The organism is Methylobacterium haplocladii (assembly GCF_007992175.1).
Lineage (GTDB): Bacteria > Pseudomonadota > Alphaproteobacteria > Rhizobiales > Beijerinckiaceae > Methylobacterium > Methylobacterium haplocladii.
Genome location: NZ_BJZT01000024.1, coordinates 1 through 16,026 on the forward strand (window position 1 = coordinate 1; position 16,026 = coordinate 16,026).

Genomic DNA, 16,026 nt, shown 5'->3' on the forward strand with positions numbered 1-16,026 from the left:
AGCTAGGGCACCTTCCAAACGAGCGGACTACGGTACGGTCCGCCGCCAACGCGATCCTGCGGCAGCGCCGCCACCGATTGGAAATGAATTCAACTGGTCGCCGGCTCCCCCCACCGGCGACCGGAAGGTCGGTCGTTTTGCCGCAGTTGAGCAATTCCCATCCAGACGAGGAAATTTTTAAGCAATCCGAACGTATCAAAAGTTGCGAAGGAATAAGCACTCGCCGACACGCGAATCATCGGAATACTCCCCGTCCGGTGCTGGTCACTGGTTTTGGATGAATCCCCATGTATTCGGGACCGTCGGGTGGCCGTGGGGGGATTGCCGTTCGATGTTCGCGCTGAGAAAAAACACCGAGACCGAAGCTACGCTCGCTGCCCTGGACCGGGTTCAAGGCATCATCGAGTTCGATTTGTCCGGGACCATTCTCAAGGCCAACGCGAATTTTCTCGGCGTGATCGGCTATTCGCTGGCTGAGATCGTCGGCCAGCCTCACGGCATGCTGGTCGAGCCGGGCTATCGCCAGTCGCCGGAATACCGCGCCTTCTGGGACAAGTTGCGTGCCGGCGAATTCCAGGCCGCCCAGTTCAAGCGGGTCGCCAAGGGCGGCCGCGAGGTTTGGATCGAGGCCTCCTACAATCCGGTCTTCGGGCGGGACGGCAAACCCTACAAGGTCGTCAAGTTCGCCACCGACATCACGCGCCAGAAGGCCGACGATGCGGACCGGGCAAGCCAGATCGCAGCGATCCGTAAGTCGCAGGGGGTGATTTCCTTCACCCTCGACGGTGAGATCCTCGAAGCGAACGACGGCTTCCTGGCACTGACCGGCTACGCCCTGGCCGACATCAAGGGCCAGCATCACCGCCTCTTCATGGACCCGGCTCAGCGCGCGGGTGCCGACTACCTCGCGTTCTGGGCCGCCTTGAAGCAGGGCAGCTATCAGGCCGGCCGGTTCAAGCGGGTCGGCAAGGGTGGCCGGGAAGTCTGGATCCAGGCGAGCTACAACCCGATCTTCGACGCCTCCGGCCGGCCCTACAAGATCGTCAAGTTCGCCACCGACGTCACCGACCAGATGAACCTGCTGACGCGCCTCGGCACGATGATCGAGGACATCGACCATGCCGTGAGCCGGTCCCGCCAGGAATCCAGCGCTGCGATCGGCGCGGCGCACATGACCTCAGGCAGCGTCCAGACCATGGCCGCCGCGGCGGAGGAACTCGCAGCCTCCGTCTCCGAAATTTCGCAGAGCATGGCGAAGTCGCAGGACGCCACCGACCTCGCTTTCGAGCGGGTTCAGCAGGCGAGCGACTTCACGCAGAAGCTCTCGGATGCGGCGAGCTCGATGACCGGCATCGTCGGGCTGATCAACACCATCGCCTCGCAGATCAACCTGCTGGCGCTGAACGCCACCATCGAGGCCGCCCGCGCAGGCGAGGCCGGCCGCGGCTTCGCCGTCGTCGCCCAGGAGGTGAAGAACCTCGCGGCCCAGGCCGCCCGCGCCACCGACCAGATCAACGGCGAGATCAACAGCGTGCAGGCGGTCTCGAACGACGTCGTCGGCGCCCTCGACTCGATCCGCGGCTCGGTCGAGATCGTGCGCAACCACGTCGTGGCCACCGCCGCGGCCGTGGAGGAGCAGAGTGCCGTCACCCGCGACATGTCGGCCAACATGCAGGACGCTTCCCGCGCCGTCGGCGACATCTCCGAGAACATCAACGCGATCTCGACGGCGGTCTCGGAGGTCTCCGACGCCGTCGCGACGACGCGGCAGGCGGCCCAGGTGCTGGCGCGGTAGGCACCACTCTCGTCATTGCGAGCCGAAGGCGAAGCAATCCAGGGCGACACACGCAACGGCCGTGCGTTGGCCGTGGATTGCTTCGCTGCGCTCGCAATGACGGACGGCGGCCGAGCCGACCTTTCTCAACCCAGTGCCGTCACCAACTCCCGGAACCGGTCACCCCGGATCTCGAAATTCCGGAACTGGTCGTACGAAGCGCATGCCGGTGACAGGAGCACCACCGGCTCCGGTGCATCGGAGGCCGCAGCCGCCTCCGCTGCTCTGCCCGTGGCCACGTCGAGCGTCTCGCAGAACGTGTAGGGCACCCGGCCTTCGAGGGTCTCCGCGAAGGCCTTGCTCGATGCGCCGATCAGGTAGGCGTGCGCCACGCGATCGAACAATGCGCTGAGCGGTGCGATGCCGCCCTCCTTGGCCTTGCCGCCGACGATCCAGTGCACGTCGTGGAAAGCGGTGAGCGCCTTCTCCGTGGAATCGGCGTTGGTCGCCTTGGAATCGTTGACGAACAGGACGCGTCCGCGCCGGCCGACCTGCTCCATCCGGTGGGCGAGGCCGGGGAAGCTTTTTAGGGCCGCCGCCAACGCGTCGCCTTCGACGCCGAAGGCGCGTGCGGCCGCCGTCGCCACCGCGCCGTTCTGCCAGTTGTGGGCGCCGCGCAGCGAGCCGATGCCGTCGAGGTCGGCGAGCACCGTGTCGCCTTCGAGCACCCTCCCCTCGCTGGCGACGAGGTCCGCCGCCGCATCGCCGTGGCCCGCGACGTGGACGCGGATCATCGGCCCGGAGCGGCGGCCGGCTATGGCCGCGCAATGGGCGTCGTCGACGCCGAGGATCGCGAGGTCGGCGGAAGCCACCACGCGCTCCTTGATGGCAGCGTAGGCTTCCATGGTGCCATGCCGGTCGAGATGATCGGGCGTGAGGTTGAGCAGGATGCCGACACCCGGCTTCAGCGACGGCGTCAGGTCGATCTGGAAGGTCGAGAGCTCGACGACGTGGATGCGCTCGCGCGACGGCGGCTGCAGCGACAGGATCGCGGTGCCGATATTGCCGCCCATCTGCACGTCGTAGCCGGCCTGGGCGAGGACGTGGGCGATCAAGGCCGTGGTCGTCGACTTGCCGTTGGTGCCGGTGATGGCGACGAAGGGCGCATCCGGCGCGATGGCCGCGCGCTCGCGGCAGAAGATCTCGATGTCGCCGATGATCGGGATGCCGGCGGCCTTGGCCAGCCCGACGGTCCAGTGCGGCTCGGGATGAGTCAGCGGCACGCCGGGCGAGAGCACGAGGGCTGCGACGCCGGACCAGTCGGCCTCGCGCAGATCCGAGACCGTGATGCCGAGCCCGCGCGCCCGTTCCGCGCTTTCCGGGCTGTCGTCCCAGGCGATCACGTCGGCGCCCCCGGCCTTCAGCGCGTGGACCGTGGCGAGGCCGGAGCCGCCGAGGCCGAACAGGGCGAGCTTTTGGCCGGCGAAGGTGGAGGCGGGAGTCATCGTCTCAGCGCAGCTTCAGCGTGGCGAGGCCGGCGAGCGCCAGGATCACGGCGATGATCCAGAAGCGGATCACGACCTGTGCCTCCTTCCAGCCCTTCTGCTCGAAATGGTGGTGGATCGGCGCCATGCGGAAGACGCGTTTGCCCGTGAGCTTGAACGAGGCGACCTGGATGATCACCGACATCATCTCCAGCACGAACAGGCCGCCGACGATGGCGAGCACGATCTCGTGCTTCGTCGCCACCGCGATGGTGCCGAGCAGGCCGCCCAGTGCCAGCGAGCCGGTATCGCCCATGAAGATCTGCGCGGGCGGCGCGTTGAACCAGAGAAATCCCAGGCCCGCCCCGATCACCGCCCCGGTGACCACCGCGAGTTCGCCGGTGTCGCGCACGTAATTCACCTGCAGGTAGCCTGCGGTGAAGGAGTTGCCGACGAGGTAGGCGATGACGCCGAAGGTGCCGCAGGCAATCATCACCGGTACGATGGCGAGGCCGTCGAGCCCGTCGGTGATATTCACGGCATTGCCGGCGCCGACGATGACGAAGGCTGCAAAGATCACCCAGAACCAGCCGAGGTTCAGCAGCGCGTCCTTGAAGACCGGGAAGGCGAGTTCGTTCTGGAGGCCGGCCGGCGAGTAGATCGAGATCAGCAGACAGGCGGCGCCGGCGATGGCGGCTTCCAGCGCCAGCCGGAATTTGCCCGAAAACCCGAGATGCGACTGTTTCGTCACCTTGAGGTAGTCGTCATAGAAGCCGATCGCGCCGAAGCCCACGGTGACGGCCAGCGTCACCCAGACGTAGTGGTTGCGCGGGTTGGCCCAGAGGATCACGGCGACCAGGAAGCCGGCCAAGATCATCAGCCCGCCCATGGTCGGCGTACCGCGCTTCACGAGATGGGTCTGCGGGCCATCCTCGCGAATCGGCTGGCCCTTGCCCTGGCGCAGGCGCAGCAGAGAGATGATCCACGGCCCGAACCAGAAGACGAACAGGCCCGCCGTGAACAGCGCCCCTCCGGTGCGGAAGGTGATGTAGCGGAACACGTTGAGCGGGTTGAAGCTGCTCGTCAGGTCCGAGAGGAGGTACAGCATGTCGGTGCAATCGCCGCGGTCATGATCGCGTCCGGGCGCCTCGCGGTGCGCGGTGTCGCGGTGTCAGGGAACGTGGCCGCGATGCGTGACGGCCGGCGTCATTCGGTCAGGGCGCAACCTTGCGTGGCGCTTCCCGCGGATCGGTGCCGACCGCATAGCGGGCCTTCACCGCTTCCACAATCCTGCCCATCCGGATCGAGTTCGAGCCCTTCACCATCACGGCGTCGCCCGGGCGCAGGCTGTCGAGCACCGCGTCCATGAGTTCGCCCGAGGTCGCGGCGGCGACGCCGCGGTTGGCCACGGGCAATGCCTCGAACAGGTGGCGCATCATGCTGCCTGCCGTGAAGACGAGGTCGATGCCATTGGCGCGGACCGCATCGGCGAGCTCGCGATGGCGGAGCTCCGACGAGGGCCCGAGTTCGAGCATGTCGCCGAGCACCGCGATGCGGCGGCCCCGTCCGCCGGTCTCGATGCCGGCGAGCGTGGCCAAGGCGGCGCGGATCGAGGCGGGGTTGGCGTTGTAGCTCTCGTCGACCAGAAAGGCCTCGCCGTCCGCGATGGCCAGCGCCGTGCGCTCGCCGCGCCCGACCGGGGGCTTGAGCCCGGCCAGCGAGATCGCGGCGCGGGCTAGGTCGGCGCCGAGCGAATGGACTACGGCGAGGACGCCGAGCGAATTCATCGCGGTGTGCCGCCCGGCCGTGCCGAGCTGGTAGGTGACCGGCACGCCCATCACGGTGGCGTCGACCACCGAGAGGTCGGGCCGGGTGACGATGCGGTTCGCCCGCACGTCGGCCTCCGCGTGCTCGCCGAACGTCACGACGCGGCCGGCCCGAGAGGCACGGGCATGGGCCAGCAGCCGCTCGTAGTTGGGGTTGTCGCGGTTGAGGATCGCGACGCCGCCGGGCGCGATGCCGGAAAAGATCTCGCCCTTGGCGTCGGCGATGGCCGAGAGGGAGCGGAAGTGCTCGATATGCACCGGCTCGACGGTGACGACGAGCGCGACCTGCGGCCGGACCTGCGCCGTCAGCGGCACGATCTCGGCGGCGTGGTTCATGCCGATCTCGAACACGCCGTAGCGTGCCGTCTCCGGCATCCGCGTCAGGGTCAGCGGCACGCCCCAATGGTTGTTGTAGGAGGCGACGGAGGCGTGGGTCTCGCCCTGCGCCGACAGCACGTGGCGCAGTGCCTCCTTGGTGCCGGTCTTGCCGACCGACCCCGTCACCGCGACGATACCGGCCGTCGAGCGGGCGCGAGAGGCGATGCCGAGGGCGCGCATGGCGTCGAGAACCGGGTCCCCGCCGCCGCCGGGGACTGCGAGCACCGGGCCTTCGAACTCCCCCGCGCGGTCCTGCGAGACCACGGCCGCGCCGGCGCCCTTTTCCAGAGCGGACTGCACGAAGTCATGGCCGTCTCGGGCCTCCCCTCGGATCGCGAAGAACAGGTCGCCGGGTTGCAGGGTGCGGGTGTCGATCGAGGCACCGGTGACGGCGCGCGCATCGCCGTGAAGGCTGCCGCCGGTGGCGGCTTCGAGGGCGGCGGGCGTCCAAAGGGAGGTCGTATCGGTCATGCGGCCTCCGAATGGGCGCAACGGTCGCGAGCATCCCCTCTCCCCGCACGCGGGGAGAGGGTCGCGACGACCTTGTCGTCGGCGCGGCAAGGCGGCAGCCGATGGTGAGGGGGCGGTGCCGGAAGAGCCTCTCTCGGAAGCGCCCCCTCACCATCGCTTCGGCTGCGCCTCCGCTTGCCGAATGCACGACAAGGTGCATTCGACCCTCTCCCCGCGTTCGGGGAGAGGGGAAAGCGCGGGTCTGCCGGAGTGGTCACTGCTTCAACTCCGCGATCGCGGCGCGGACCGCGTCGTGGTCCGAGAACGGGAGCACGCGGTCGCCCACAATCTGGCCGGTTTCGTGGCCCTTGCCGGCCACCACGAGCACGTCGCCCGGCTGGAGGGCATGGACAGCCGTGCGGATCGCCTCGGCGCGGTCGCCGATCTCTTCCGCGTCCGGGGCGTGGGCGAGAATGGCGGCGCGGATCGCGGCGGGTTCCTCGCTGCGGGGGTTGTCGTCGGTGACGATGACCCGGTCGGCGAGGCGCTGGGCGATCTCGCCCATGATCGGCCGCTTGCCGGTATCGCGGTCGCCGCCGCAGCCGAAGACGAGGACGAGGCGTCCGCCGGCGAAGGGCCGCAGCGCCGTCAGAACGTGCTCCAGCGCCTCGGGCTTGTGCGCGTAGTCGACGAGGCAGAGGCCGCCGTTGGCCTCGCCGATCCGCTCCATGCGGCCCGGCACGCCGATGAGGGACTCGAGCGCGGAGAACACGCCGGCCGGATCGGCCGCGCCGCCCGGCGTCGCCAGGGCGAGGCCGGCCGCGACGAGGGCGTTCTCGACCTGGAAGCCGCCGACGAGGGGAAGTTTGACGGTGTACGTCGTCTCGCCATCCTTGCCGGGACCGCGGAGCGTCAGCGCCTGTGAAAACCCCTCGGTGCGGGCATCCTCCAGCCGGATGTAGCGGCCGGCCCGGCCTGTGCTACGGATTTCGTGGCCGGCCGCATCGGCAGTGCCGATGACCCGTTCGGCATAGGCGCCATCGGCATTGACGATCACCGGCCGGCCCTTCGGCAGCAGCGTCGTGAACAGCCGGAGCTTGGCTTCCAGATAAGCCTCGACGCTCGGGTGATAATCGAGGTGATCGCGCCCGAGATTGGTGAAGCCGGCCGCCGCCAACGCGACTCCGTCAAGGCGACGCTGCTCGATCCCGTGGGACGACGCCTCCATGGCGAGGTCGGTGATGCCGTCATCCGCCAGCCGCGCCAGCGTCTCGTGCAGCGTCACCGGATCGGGGGTGGTCAGCGAGCCGTAGGCCGCGCCCCGGTTGGTGACGATGCCGACGGTGCCGAGGCTGGCGGATTCGCGGCCGATCTTCGAGAGAATCTGGCGGACGAAGTCGGCGACCGAGCTCTTTCCCGAAGTACCGGTGACGGCGACCACGGTTTCGGGCTGCCGTCCGGAGAATCGGGCGGCCGCGAGCGAGAGCGCACGGCGCGCGTCTGGCACTGCGATCCAGGCGGTCTCGGCGGGCAGATCGGCCGGGCGCTCGCCCTCGCCGACGACCGCCACGGCGCCAGCGGAGGCGGCCTTGGCGGCAAACAGCCGTCCGTCGGCCTTCGTGCCGGGGATCGCGACAAAGACGCTGCCGGGTACGACCTTGCGGCTGTCGGCGGTGACGGCGGTGACGGGCGCTTCGCCGGCGTCGGTCTCGGGGAATAGGGAGCGGAGGATTGGCGCGGTCATGTTGCGGAGCCTCCCCCCTCTCCCCGCTGGCGGGGCGAGGGGATGCACACCTTCGACGCAGGAGCCCCGCTCACCGGCCGTCGACCATGTTGGCGTGATACGCGCCGAGCTTGACCATCAGCGGGAACGGCTTCGCGGGCGGATCGAATTGTGGCGGCAGGCCGAGGATCGGCGCGACGCGCTCGATGATCTTACCCGTCACTGAGCCGGAATTGTAGGCGGCGGTGGCGTAGCCGCCGGTCTCGGGCAGCCCCTGCGGTTCGTCCATCAGCGTGACGAAGAGGTATTTCGGCTTGTCCATGGGGGCGGCGGCCATGAAGGTCGTGAACAGGCGGTTCTTGTTGTAGCGGCCGCCGATCACCTTCTCGGCCGTGCCGGTCTTGCCGCCGACGTAGTAGAGCGGCACCGACGCCTTCTTGGCCGAGCCCTCGACGGCATTCAGCCGCATGATGAAGCGCATCGCCTCGCTATTTTGGGCCGAGATGACGTGGGTGGACTTTGCGCGCGCGGTGGCCTCGTCCGTCTTCAGGAAGGTCGGGACCATGAAATCCCCGCCGTTGATGATCGCGCCGACGGCGGCGGTCGCCTGGATCGGGGCGACGGCGATGCCGTGGCCGAAGGCGATGGTGATCGTGTTGATCTCGCTCCAGCGCGGCGGCAGGATCGGCGAGGCGCTTTCGGGCAGCTCGGTCCGCATCCGGTCGAGCAGGCCCATCTTGCGCAGGAAGGCCTTGTGGCCGGGGATGCCGACGCCGAGCGCCATCTTGGCCGAGCCGATGTTGGAGGAGTGGGTGAACACCTCCGGCATCGTCAGCACGCGGCCCGTCGCGTGGTAGTCGTGGATGCGCTGGCGGCCCCAGTTCAGCACGCCGCCGCGGGTGTCGAAGGTCGAGTTGACGTTGTACTTGCCGGAATCGAGCGCCATGGCGAGGGTCATCGCCTTGAAGGTCGAACCCATCTCGTAGACGCCGACATTCATCCGGTTGATGCGGTCGGCCGAGAGCGCGTCCTTCGGCTCGTTCGGATCGAAATCGGGATAGGAGGCGAGCGCGATCACCTCGCCGGTGTTCACATCGAGGATCATCGAGGCACCGGCCTTGGCCTTGAAGTGCTCGATGCCCTTCACGAGCTCGTCGCGCACCGCGAACTGGGCGCGCAGGTCGAGCGAGAGCTGCACCGGCGCGAGGTCGGCCTGCTTGGCGACGAAGCCGAGGCTGTTGAGGGCGCCGTTGCCCTGGTTGTCGATGTACTTCTCCATGCCGGCGATACCGACATTGTCGAGGTTCGTCGCGCCGATGATGTGGGCGGCGGCGACGCCGTTCGGATAGACGCGCTTGTGGTCGGGCAGGAAGCCGACGCCGGGGATGCCGAGGCGGTGGACTTCGAGCTGCTGCTTCGGCGTGATCTCGCGCTTGACCCAGACGAAGCCCTTCTTCGTCGAGAGCTTGGCACGCAGCTCCGAGGCGTTGAGCTCGGGCAACACGGCGGTGAGAAGCTCCGTCGCCTCGTCCTTGTCGTAGATCTTGCGCGGCTCGGCGAAGACCGAGACGGTGCGGATGTCGGTGGCGAGGATCTCGCCGTTGCGATCGATGATGTCCGGGCGGATCGCCGTGGTCGCGGCCGCCGCGACGCGGTGGTCGTCCGAGCCGTTGCCGGGCGTCGCTGCCATCACGATCAGGCGCACGCTGATGGCGAGAAAGACCACGCCGAAGCCGAGGCCGACGATGCCGACGCGGGTGAAGGAGCGCTCGATCGCGAGCCGGGTCATGGTCCGGTAGAAGCTGACCAGGAACGGCGCGCGCGGCTCGACCGCGACGATGCGCTCGGGCGCATCCTCCGCGTGCTCGACGGCTTCCGCCATGGCGTGCTCGTGGTCCGGCACGGCGTGGTGCCCGGCCTGCGAATCCGCTTCCGCCTGCGCGTCCGCGGCCGGCACGTCCTGATCCTGCGGAGGGTGTTCGGACACGGATTTTACCTCGAAGCCGTGGACGGCGTGCGGGTGCTGACGGTGCGGGTCGTGGTGGAGCGCGTGATCGAGCCGGTGGTGCGCGGCTCGTCGGCCTTGACCGTCGGCTTATCCTTCGGCGTCGCGGTGGCCGCGAGCAGCCGCCCGATCTCGTCGCCGCGATCGGGGCGCGCCGGCAGGTCGGACATCCGCGCCAAGTGCTCGGTGCCGATCGGCTCCAGGGCGAGATGGCGCTCGACGGCGGCCTGGAGCCGGTCGGGACGGGTCAGCAGCTGCCATTCCGCGCGCAGTACCGCGATGGCCTGACGCTCCGTGTGCAGCTCGGTCTTCCGCTTCGAGACCTGGGCCGACTGGTAGAGCGTGTCGTACTTCGTCGAGTAGGCGTAGACGGCCGCCGCCATCAGGCCGAACACGGCCAGGAAATTCAAGAGACGGATCACCGACGCGATCCTCCGCGAAGCCCGGCGGTGGCCGGAAGGACAGCGAGCGCCTGCACCGCGTCGAGCGGTTCGGGCACGGGGGCGTCGGTGCGCTCGGCGGCGCGAAGTTTCGCGGAGCGCGCGCGCGGGTTGACGTGGCACTCCTGCTCGGAGGGCAGCACAGGCCCTTTGGTCACCGGAGAGAAGCTCTTCGGCGCCGGCCGCTCGACGCTCGGCACGTGGCGCGAGGCCTGGACCGCGCGGCCGCTGCGGGCCGAGAGGAACTGCTTGACGATGCGGTCTTCCAGCGAATGGAAGGTCACCACCGCGAGCCGGCCGCCGGGCTTCAGGATGCGCTCGGCGGCGTGGAGCGCGGCGACGAGTTCGCCCAGTTCGTCGTTCACCGCGATGCGCAGGCCCTGGAAGCTGCGCGTCGCCGGATGGATGTGGCTGCCGGGCTCGACCCGCACGACGCCGGCGATCAGCTCGGCGAGCTGGCCCGTGGTCTCGATCGGCCCGCGGCGGCGGGCCTCGATGATGGTGCGGGCCACGGCGCGGGCGCGACGCTCCTCGCCGTAATGGAAGAAGATGTCGGCGAGCCATTCCTCGTCGGCCTCGTTGACGAGGTCGGCGGCGCTCTGGCCCTCGCTCGACATGCGCATGTCGAGGGGGCCGTCGTTGCGGAAGGAGAAGCCGCGCTCGGCCCGGTCGAGCTGCATCGACGAGACGCCGATATCGAGCACGACCCAGTCGGCCTGGCGTTCACCCTCGGCCCGCACCAGCGCGTCGAGGGTGCCGAAGCGGCCCTGGACGAGGCGGAGCCGGTCGCCGGCATAAGTCTGGAGGGCCGCGCCGCCGGCGATGGCCGTGGCGTCGCGGTCGATGGCGATGACGCGGAGGGCAGGATCGCGGTCCAGCAGTGCGCGGGTGTAGCCGCCGGCGCCGAAGGTGCCGTCGACGGCGAGGCCCGGGCCTGTCGGATCGAGGGCGTCGAGCACCTCGGCCATGAGAACCGGAACGTGCGGCCCCTCGCCGGGCGCGCCCCTGCGCGAAGGCCGGTTCATCGCAGAACCTCGCACACCGCTGCCGGCGGAATCGCTGCGAATCTCGTCGTTTCCGAAGACAACCGGCTCATGCGATCCTGCAGCGCGCAGCGACCGCGCCAGGGCGGTCCGGGCAGAGGTGGCGTTACCGGGCGCACGGCGGCCACAGGCCCGCGCACGAATCCCCGCCTGGCAACCTAGGCGAAAATCCGCTGATCCGAAAATCACCTTGAGCGGGTTCGATCCGGGTACCATGAGCCTTCGAGCGCCGTCAACGAGCGTGGCCATGCGAGATGGGCCTCGTCGGAAGAGACCTCAGCAAGGTTAATCGATCGTCAAAAAGCAGAGGGATTCCGGGGGATCGCTCCGGAATCCCGTATCTCGAAAAGCCAAGGGAATCAGCCGGCCTTTAAGCCGGGTTCTGTAGGGCCCGGGCGCCTTGCGGCACCCGGACGTGGCGGCCATTCCTCTGGGACGATCGTCGCCGACCGCCTCAAGCAACCAACCCGGGCGACGGGCCTGGAGAGCGGGCCTGCTCGTCCCCTCGCGGGGATGAGCGTGTCGCCCCTATTCGGTCTTGCACCCGGTGGGGTTTGCCGTGCCGTCCGCGTTGCCGCGTCCGCGGTGCGCTCTTACCGCACCCTTTCACCCTTACCTTGCAAAGCAAGGCGGTCTGCTCTCTGTGGCACTGTCCCTGGGGTCGCCCCCGCCGGACGTTATCCGGCACCGTCTCTCCATGGAGCCCGGACTTTCCTCCCCATGCGAGCATGGAGCGGCCGCCCGGCCGACTGATCCGCGGCGGATGTGCGCCGCGGGCACCTCGGCGGTCAAGGACATTCGCGGGAGATGGCCTGCCCGATTTCCGGGCCTGCACGGATTTTCGGCGCCCGGTTGTCCGCGTCGCACGAGAGGGTCACTCTGGCAGGCAATGAGGCCACGGACCGCCGGGTCGGGCCTCTCGCCGCGAAGGAGGTTGCGCCATGTCGACAGAGACACAATGGAGCCTGGACGCCGTTCACAGCCTGAAGGAGATGGCCCGCGAAGGCCTGACGCTCCCGGTGATGAGCCTGAAGCTGAAGCGCCCGGTGGAGGCGGTCGCCGCCAAGCTCGCCGAACTCGGCATCACGCCTGCGGCGAGCCCGTAGATTCGGTACCGCTCCGTCATCTCGGGGCTCGCTGAAGGCGAGAACCCGGGATCCACCCGACACGCTGCGGCCATTTGTGGATCCCGGGTTCCGCTGCGCGGCCCCGGGATGACGGCATTGTGTTTGCGAGCGAACAAAAAACCTACCAGCTGCCGGTGTTCTCCATCGACGCCCACGGTTCCTGCGGCGGCTTGCGTTCGCCCTTCTGCAGCAACTCGATCGAGATGCCGTCGGGCGATTTCACGAAGGCCATGTGACCGTCGCGCGGGGGCCGGTTGATGGTCACGCCCCTGTCCTGCAGCCGCTGGCAGATCGCGTAGATATCGTCGACCTGATAGGCGAGATGCCCGAAATTGCGCCCACCGGAATAGGTCTCCGGGTCCCAGTTCCAGGTCAGCTCCACTTCCGGAGCCTTCTCCGCCGCGGCGCGGCCGGCATCGTCCGGGGCGGCGAGGAAGACCAGCGTGAAGCGGCCCTTCTCGTTCTCGACCCGGCGGATTTCCTGGAGCCCGAACGTGTTCACATAGAAGTCGAGGGCCGAGTCGAGATCCGCTACGCGAACCATCGTGTGCAGATATTTCATCGTTGATCCCAAGCTGCGTGCCGTGCCGGGTGAGATGGCTCCGGGACGGCGGGCGTCAACGGTTGCGCGCGGCGGCAGCGGCCCCGATAGAGACCCATCCGCCCCGTCCGAGCCCGAGGTCGAGCCGCCCATGCGCACCGAGACGCCCCCGACGATCCGCCTTCAGGACTACCGCCCGAGCGATCACCTCATCGACACGGTCGACCTCGACATCCGCCTCGATCGCCAAGCGAGCCGGATGACGGCGGTGCTGGCGGTGCGCCCGAACCCGGCCGGTGTGCCGATCGCGCCGCTGGTGCTCGACGGTGACGAACTGACTCTTTTGAGTCTCCGCCTCGACGGTGAGCCGCTGCCGGCGGAGGCCTACACGGCGACGCCGTCGGGGCTGACCCTGCATGCGCCGCCGCAGCGCCCGTTCAGGCTCACCCTCGAGACGCAGGTCGACCCGACCGCCAACACCAAGCTGATGGGGCTCTATCGCTCCAGCGGGGTCTACTGCACGCAATGCGAAGCCGACGGTTTTCGGCGCATTACCTATTTCCTCGACCGTCCCGACATCCTCTCGGTCTACACCACCCGCATCGAGGCTTCGCGGGACGAGGCGCCGGTGCTGCTCGGCAACGGCAATCCGGTCGAGACAGGAGAGGTGCCCGGCACCGACCGCCACTATGCCATCTGGCAGGACCCGCACCCGAAGCCGGCCTATCTCTTCGCCATCGTCGGCGGCCGCCTCGGCCACGTCGGCCGAAGCTTCACGACCTCCGAGGGCCGCGCGGTCGCCCTTGGCGTCTATGTCGAGCCCGGCAAGGAAGCCCGCGCCGAGTACGCCCTCGACGCCGTCGCCCGCTCGATGGCCTGGGACGAGCTGGTGTTCGGCCGCGCCTACGATCTCGACGTGTTCAACGTCGTCGCCGTGTCCGACTTCAACATGGGCGCGATGGAGAACAAGGGCCTCAACATCTTCAATGACAAATACGTGCTCGCCAGCCCCGAGACGGCGACCGACGCCGACTACGCCAATATCGAGGCGATCATCGCGCACGAATACTTCCACAACTGGTCGGGCAATCGCGTGACCTGCCGCGACTGGTTCCAGCTTTGCCTCAAGGAAGGCCTCACCGTCTTCCGCGATCAGGAATTCTCGTCGGACATGCGTTCGCGGGCGGTTCACCGCATCGGCGAGGTTCGCACCCTGCGGGCGCGCCAGTTCCCGGAGGATGCCGGGCCGCTGGCCCATCCGGTGCGTCCGAAGCAATATGCCGAGATCAACAACTTCTACACGGCGACCGTCTACGAGAAGGGCGCCGAGATCGTGCGGATGCTGAAAGCGCTGATCGGCGACTCGGCATTCCGCAAGGGCATGGACCGCTACTTTTCGGACAATGACGGCACGGCCGCGACGGTCGAGGACTTCTTGCAGGCTTTCGCCACGGAGACCGGCCGCGATCTCGCGCATTTCGCGCAATGGTACGAGCGCCCCGGCACGCCGCGCATCGCCGTCTCCGGGCATTACGATGCAACGGCGAAAACCTATCGGCTCAATATCCGCCAGACCCGGCCGGGCGCCGGCGCCGATGCACCGCCGCTGGTGATCCCGGTGGCGCTCGGCCTAGTCGGACCGGACGGCCCTCTCGACGTGACGCATGAGCGGCTGCGCGACGGCGTCTTCGTGCTCGACGAGGCCGAGGACGGCCTGACCTTCGAGAACATCGCGGCGCCGCCGGTGCCTTCGCTGTTCCGCGATTTCTCGGCTCCGGTCCGCGTCGAGATCGCCCTGAGCGATGCCGAGCGCCTGACGCTGCTGCGCCACGACACCGACGCCTTCAACCGCTGGGAATCGGCCCAGCGCGTGGCGCTCCGCATCGTCATCGAGGGCGCGCGCAGCGGATCTGAGACCCTCGACGGCGCCGCCGGGCTCGCCGATGCGCTCGCTGCCTTCGTCGACCAGGAGGCCCTGCGCGATCCGGCCTTCGCGGCGCTGATGCTGGCCCTGCCGAGCGAGGGCGAGGTCGCGGGCGAGATCGGCGCGAACATCGATCCCGACGCGATCTTTTCGGCACGGCGCCGGCTGCGGCAGGGCATCGCCGCACGCCTGCGCGACCGGCTCGTTTCTGTGCGCGATCGACTGGCGGAGCCGGCTGGGGCGTCTTTCAGCCCGGATGCCGCCTCGGCCGGACGCCGCGCCTTCCGCAACGCGGCCCTCGACCTGATCGCCGTCGCCGATCCGGAGCACGGGGCGACGCTCGCCCGCGAGCAGATCGCGTCCGCCACCACCATGACCGACCGGCTCGCCGGTCTCGCCACCCTGTCGCTGATCCCGGGCGAAGCCCGCGAGGCCGAGCTTGCGGCCTTCGCCGCGCTCTACACCGCCGAACCCCTCGTCCTCGACAAGTGGTTCGCGATCCAGGCCGCGATCCCGGAGGACGATACCATCGCCCGCATCGGCCGCCTCCAGCGGCACCCGGCCTTCTCGATGACCAATCCGAACCGCGTCCGTTCGCTGATCGGCGTGTTCAGCCTCGCCAATCCGACCCAGTTCAACCGGCCCGACGGCGCCGGCTATGCACTGGTGGCCGAGACCGTGCTTGCCCTCGACAAGCGCAACCCCCAGATCGCCGCCCGCCTCCTCACCGCCTTCGGCTCCTGGCGCCAGCTGGAGCCCGTGCGTCGCGTTGCAGCCGAAGGAGCCCTGCGCGGAATCGCGGGAGCAGGCGGCCTCTCCCGCGACGTGGTGGATATCGCGGGGCGCAGTCTCGCCGGATGACGGACAAGGCGGCGTTCGGCCGCCTTCGAGGGCTCGACACAGCAACCGGGCGCCGGACCCGTATAGCCATGCCGTCTCCGGTGCGTCGGACCGGTATTCGGCACCACGCCGCCGGAACGTCGATCTTATACGGTTTCCTGATGATCCGTTCGGGCTGCGCGCATCCCCTCGCCCCGCTTGCGGGGAGAGGGCCGTGCCCCTTGCCGGGGCACGGCGAGGCGGCAGCCGACGGTGAGGGGGCTTCGACGAAGGAGCCTCATCTGGCGCCGCCCCCTCACCGCCGCTTCGGCTTCGCCTACGCTTCCCGCATGGACGACGAGGTCCATGCGGGCCTCTCCCCGCGTGCGGGGAGAGGGGGAACGCGCACCGCCGAACCGATCAACCGGAAACGGTATTACCTTCCGTCCTTGCTTCGCCCTGTTCGAGAGGACGGAAGCGGATCCGAGCGAT

General features: G+C 68.7%; 11 protein-coding genes and 1 other RNA gene. 3 read left to right on the forward strand and 9 right to left on the reverse strand.

Annotated elements, in window-relative coordinates; translation table 11 throughout:
- The first annotated feature begins 331 nt into the window (after nucleotides 1-331).
- Nucleotides 332-1,795, forward strand: a complete 1,464-nt coding sequence (locus tag MHA02_RS11000; RefSeq protein WP_147078691.1) for a methyl-accepting chemotaxis protein — start codon at nucleotides 332-334, stop codon at nucleotides 1,793-1,795.
- Nucleotides 1,796-1,920: 125 nt separating this feature from the next.
- On the opposite strand, the gene murD is transcribed toward MHA02_RS11000, so the two are convergent.
- The 8 genes from murD to rnpB all read right to left on the reverse strand — a co-directional run bounded on the left by murD (nucleotide 1,921) and on the right by rnpB (nucleotide 11,876).
- Nucleotides 1,921-3,279 carry a UDP-N-acetylmuramoyl-L-alanine--D-glutamate ligase gene (gene murD, locus MHA02_RS11005; RefSeq protein ID WP_147078692.1) on the reverse strand — a complete coding sequence of 453 codons (1,359 nt, stop codon included), beginning with the start codon at nucleotides 3,277-3,279 and terminating at the stop codon, nucleotides 1,921-1,923.
- Nucleotides 3,280-3,283: 4 nt separating this feature from the next.
- Entirely contained in the window at nucleotides 3,284-4,366 is a 1,083-nt protein-coding gene (gene mraY / locus MHA02_RS11010; protein WP_147078693.1) for a phospho-N-acetylmuramoyl-pentapeptide-transferase, read from the reverse strand.
- A gap of 106 nt (nucleotides 4,367-4,472) precedes the next feature.
- Nucleotides 4,473-5,933: a UDP-N-acetylmuramoylalanyl-D-glutamyl-2,6-diaminopimelate--D-alanyl-D-alanine ligase gene (locus tag MHA02_RS11015; RefSeq protein WP_147078694.1), complete on the reverse strand. Its 1,461-nt coding sequence runs from the start codon at nucleotides 5,931-5,933 to the stop codon at nucleotides 4,473-4,475.
- 253 nt (nucleotides 5,934-6,186) lie between these two features.
- Nucleotides 6,187-7,656 (reverse strand): UDP-N-acetylmuramoyl-L-alanyl-D-glutamate--2,6-diaminopimelate ligase, encoded by a 1,470-nt coding sequence (locus tag MHA02_RS11025; protein WP_147078695.1) that lies wholly within the window; start codon nucleotides 7,654-7,656, stop codon nucleotides 6,187-6,189.
- A gap of 70 nt (nucleotides 7,657-7,726) precedes the next feature.
- Nucleotides 7,727-9,517 carry a peptidoglycan D,D-transpeptidase FtsI family protein gene (locus tag MHA02_RS11030; protein ID WP_147078784.1) on the reverse strand — a complete coding sequence of 597 codons (1,791 nt, stop codon included), beginning with the start codon at nucleotides 9,515-9,517 and terminating at the stop codon, nucleotides 7,727-7,729.
- 110 nt (nucleotides 9,518-9,627) lie between these two features.
- Nucleotides 9,628-10,062 carry a cell division protein FtsL gene (ftsL, locus tag MHA02_RS11035; protein ID WP_147078696.1) on the reverse strand — a complete coding sequence of 145 codons (435 nt, stop codon included), beginning with the start codon at nucleotides 10,060-10,062 and terminating at the stop codon, nucleotides 9,628-9,630.
- Nucleotides 10,059-11,105: a 16S rRNA (cytosine(1402)-N(4))-methyltransferase RsmH gene (gene rsmH / locus MHA02_RS11040; RefSeq protein WP_147078697.1), complete on the reverse strand. Its 1,047-nt coding sequence runs from the start codon at nucleotides 11,103-11,105 to the stop codon at nucleotides 10,059-10,061. The genes ftsL and rsmH overlap by 4 nt, the downstream gene beginning before the upstream one ends.
- A gap of 373 nt (nucleotides 11,106-11,478) precedes the next feature.
- Nucleotides 11,479-11,876, reverse strand: an RNA gene (gene rnpB, locus MHA02_RS11045) — RNase P RNA component class A.
- 188 nt (nucleotides 11,877-12,064) lie between these two features.
- Here rnpB and MHA02_RS22125 point away from each other — a divergent pair.
- Nucleotides 12,065-12,229: a hypothetical protein gene (locus MHA02_RS22125; protein WP_170249171.1), complete on the forward strand. Its 165-nt coding sequence runs from the start codon at nucleotides 12,065-12,067 to the stop codon at nucleotides 12,227-12,229.
- Between the two features lie 142 nt (nucleotides 12,230-12,371).
- On the opposite strand, the gene MHA02_RS11050 is transcribed toward MHA02_RS22125, so the two are convergent.
- The gene (locus MHA02_RS11050) at nucleotides 12,372-12,812 is read right to left on the reverse strand and encodes a VOC family protein (RefSeq protein ID WP_147078698.1); all 441 of its coding nucleotides are present in this window, start codon (nucleotides 12,810-12,812) and stop codon (nucleotides 12,372-12,374) included.
- 130 nt (nucleotides 12,813-12,942) lie between these two features.
- Between MHA02_RS11050 and pepN the strand changes: the two genes are divergently transcribed.
- Nucleotides 12,943-15,576: an aminopeptidase N gene (pepN, locus tag MHA02_RS11055; protein ID WP_147078699.1), complete on the forward strand. Its 2,634-nt coding sequence runs from the start codon at nucleotides 12,943-12,945 to the stop codon at nucleotides 15,574-15,576.
- The last annotated feature ends 450 nt before the right edge of the window (nucleotides 15,577-16,026 follow it).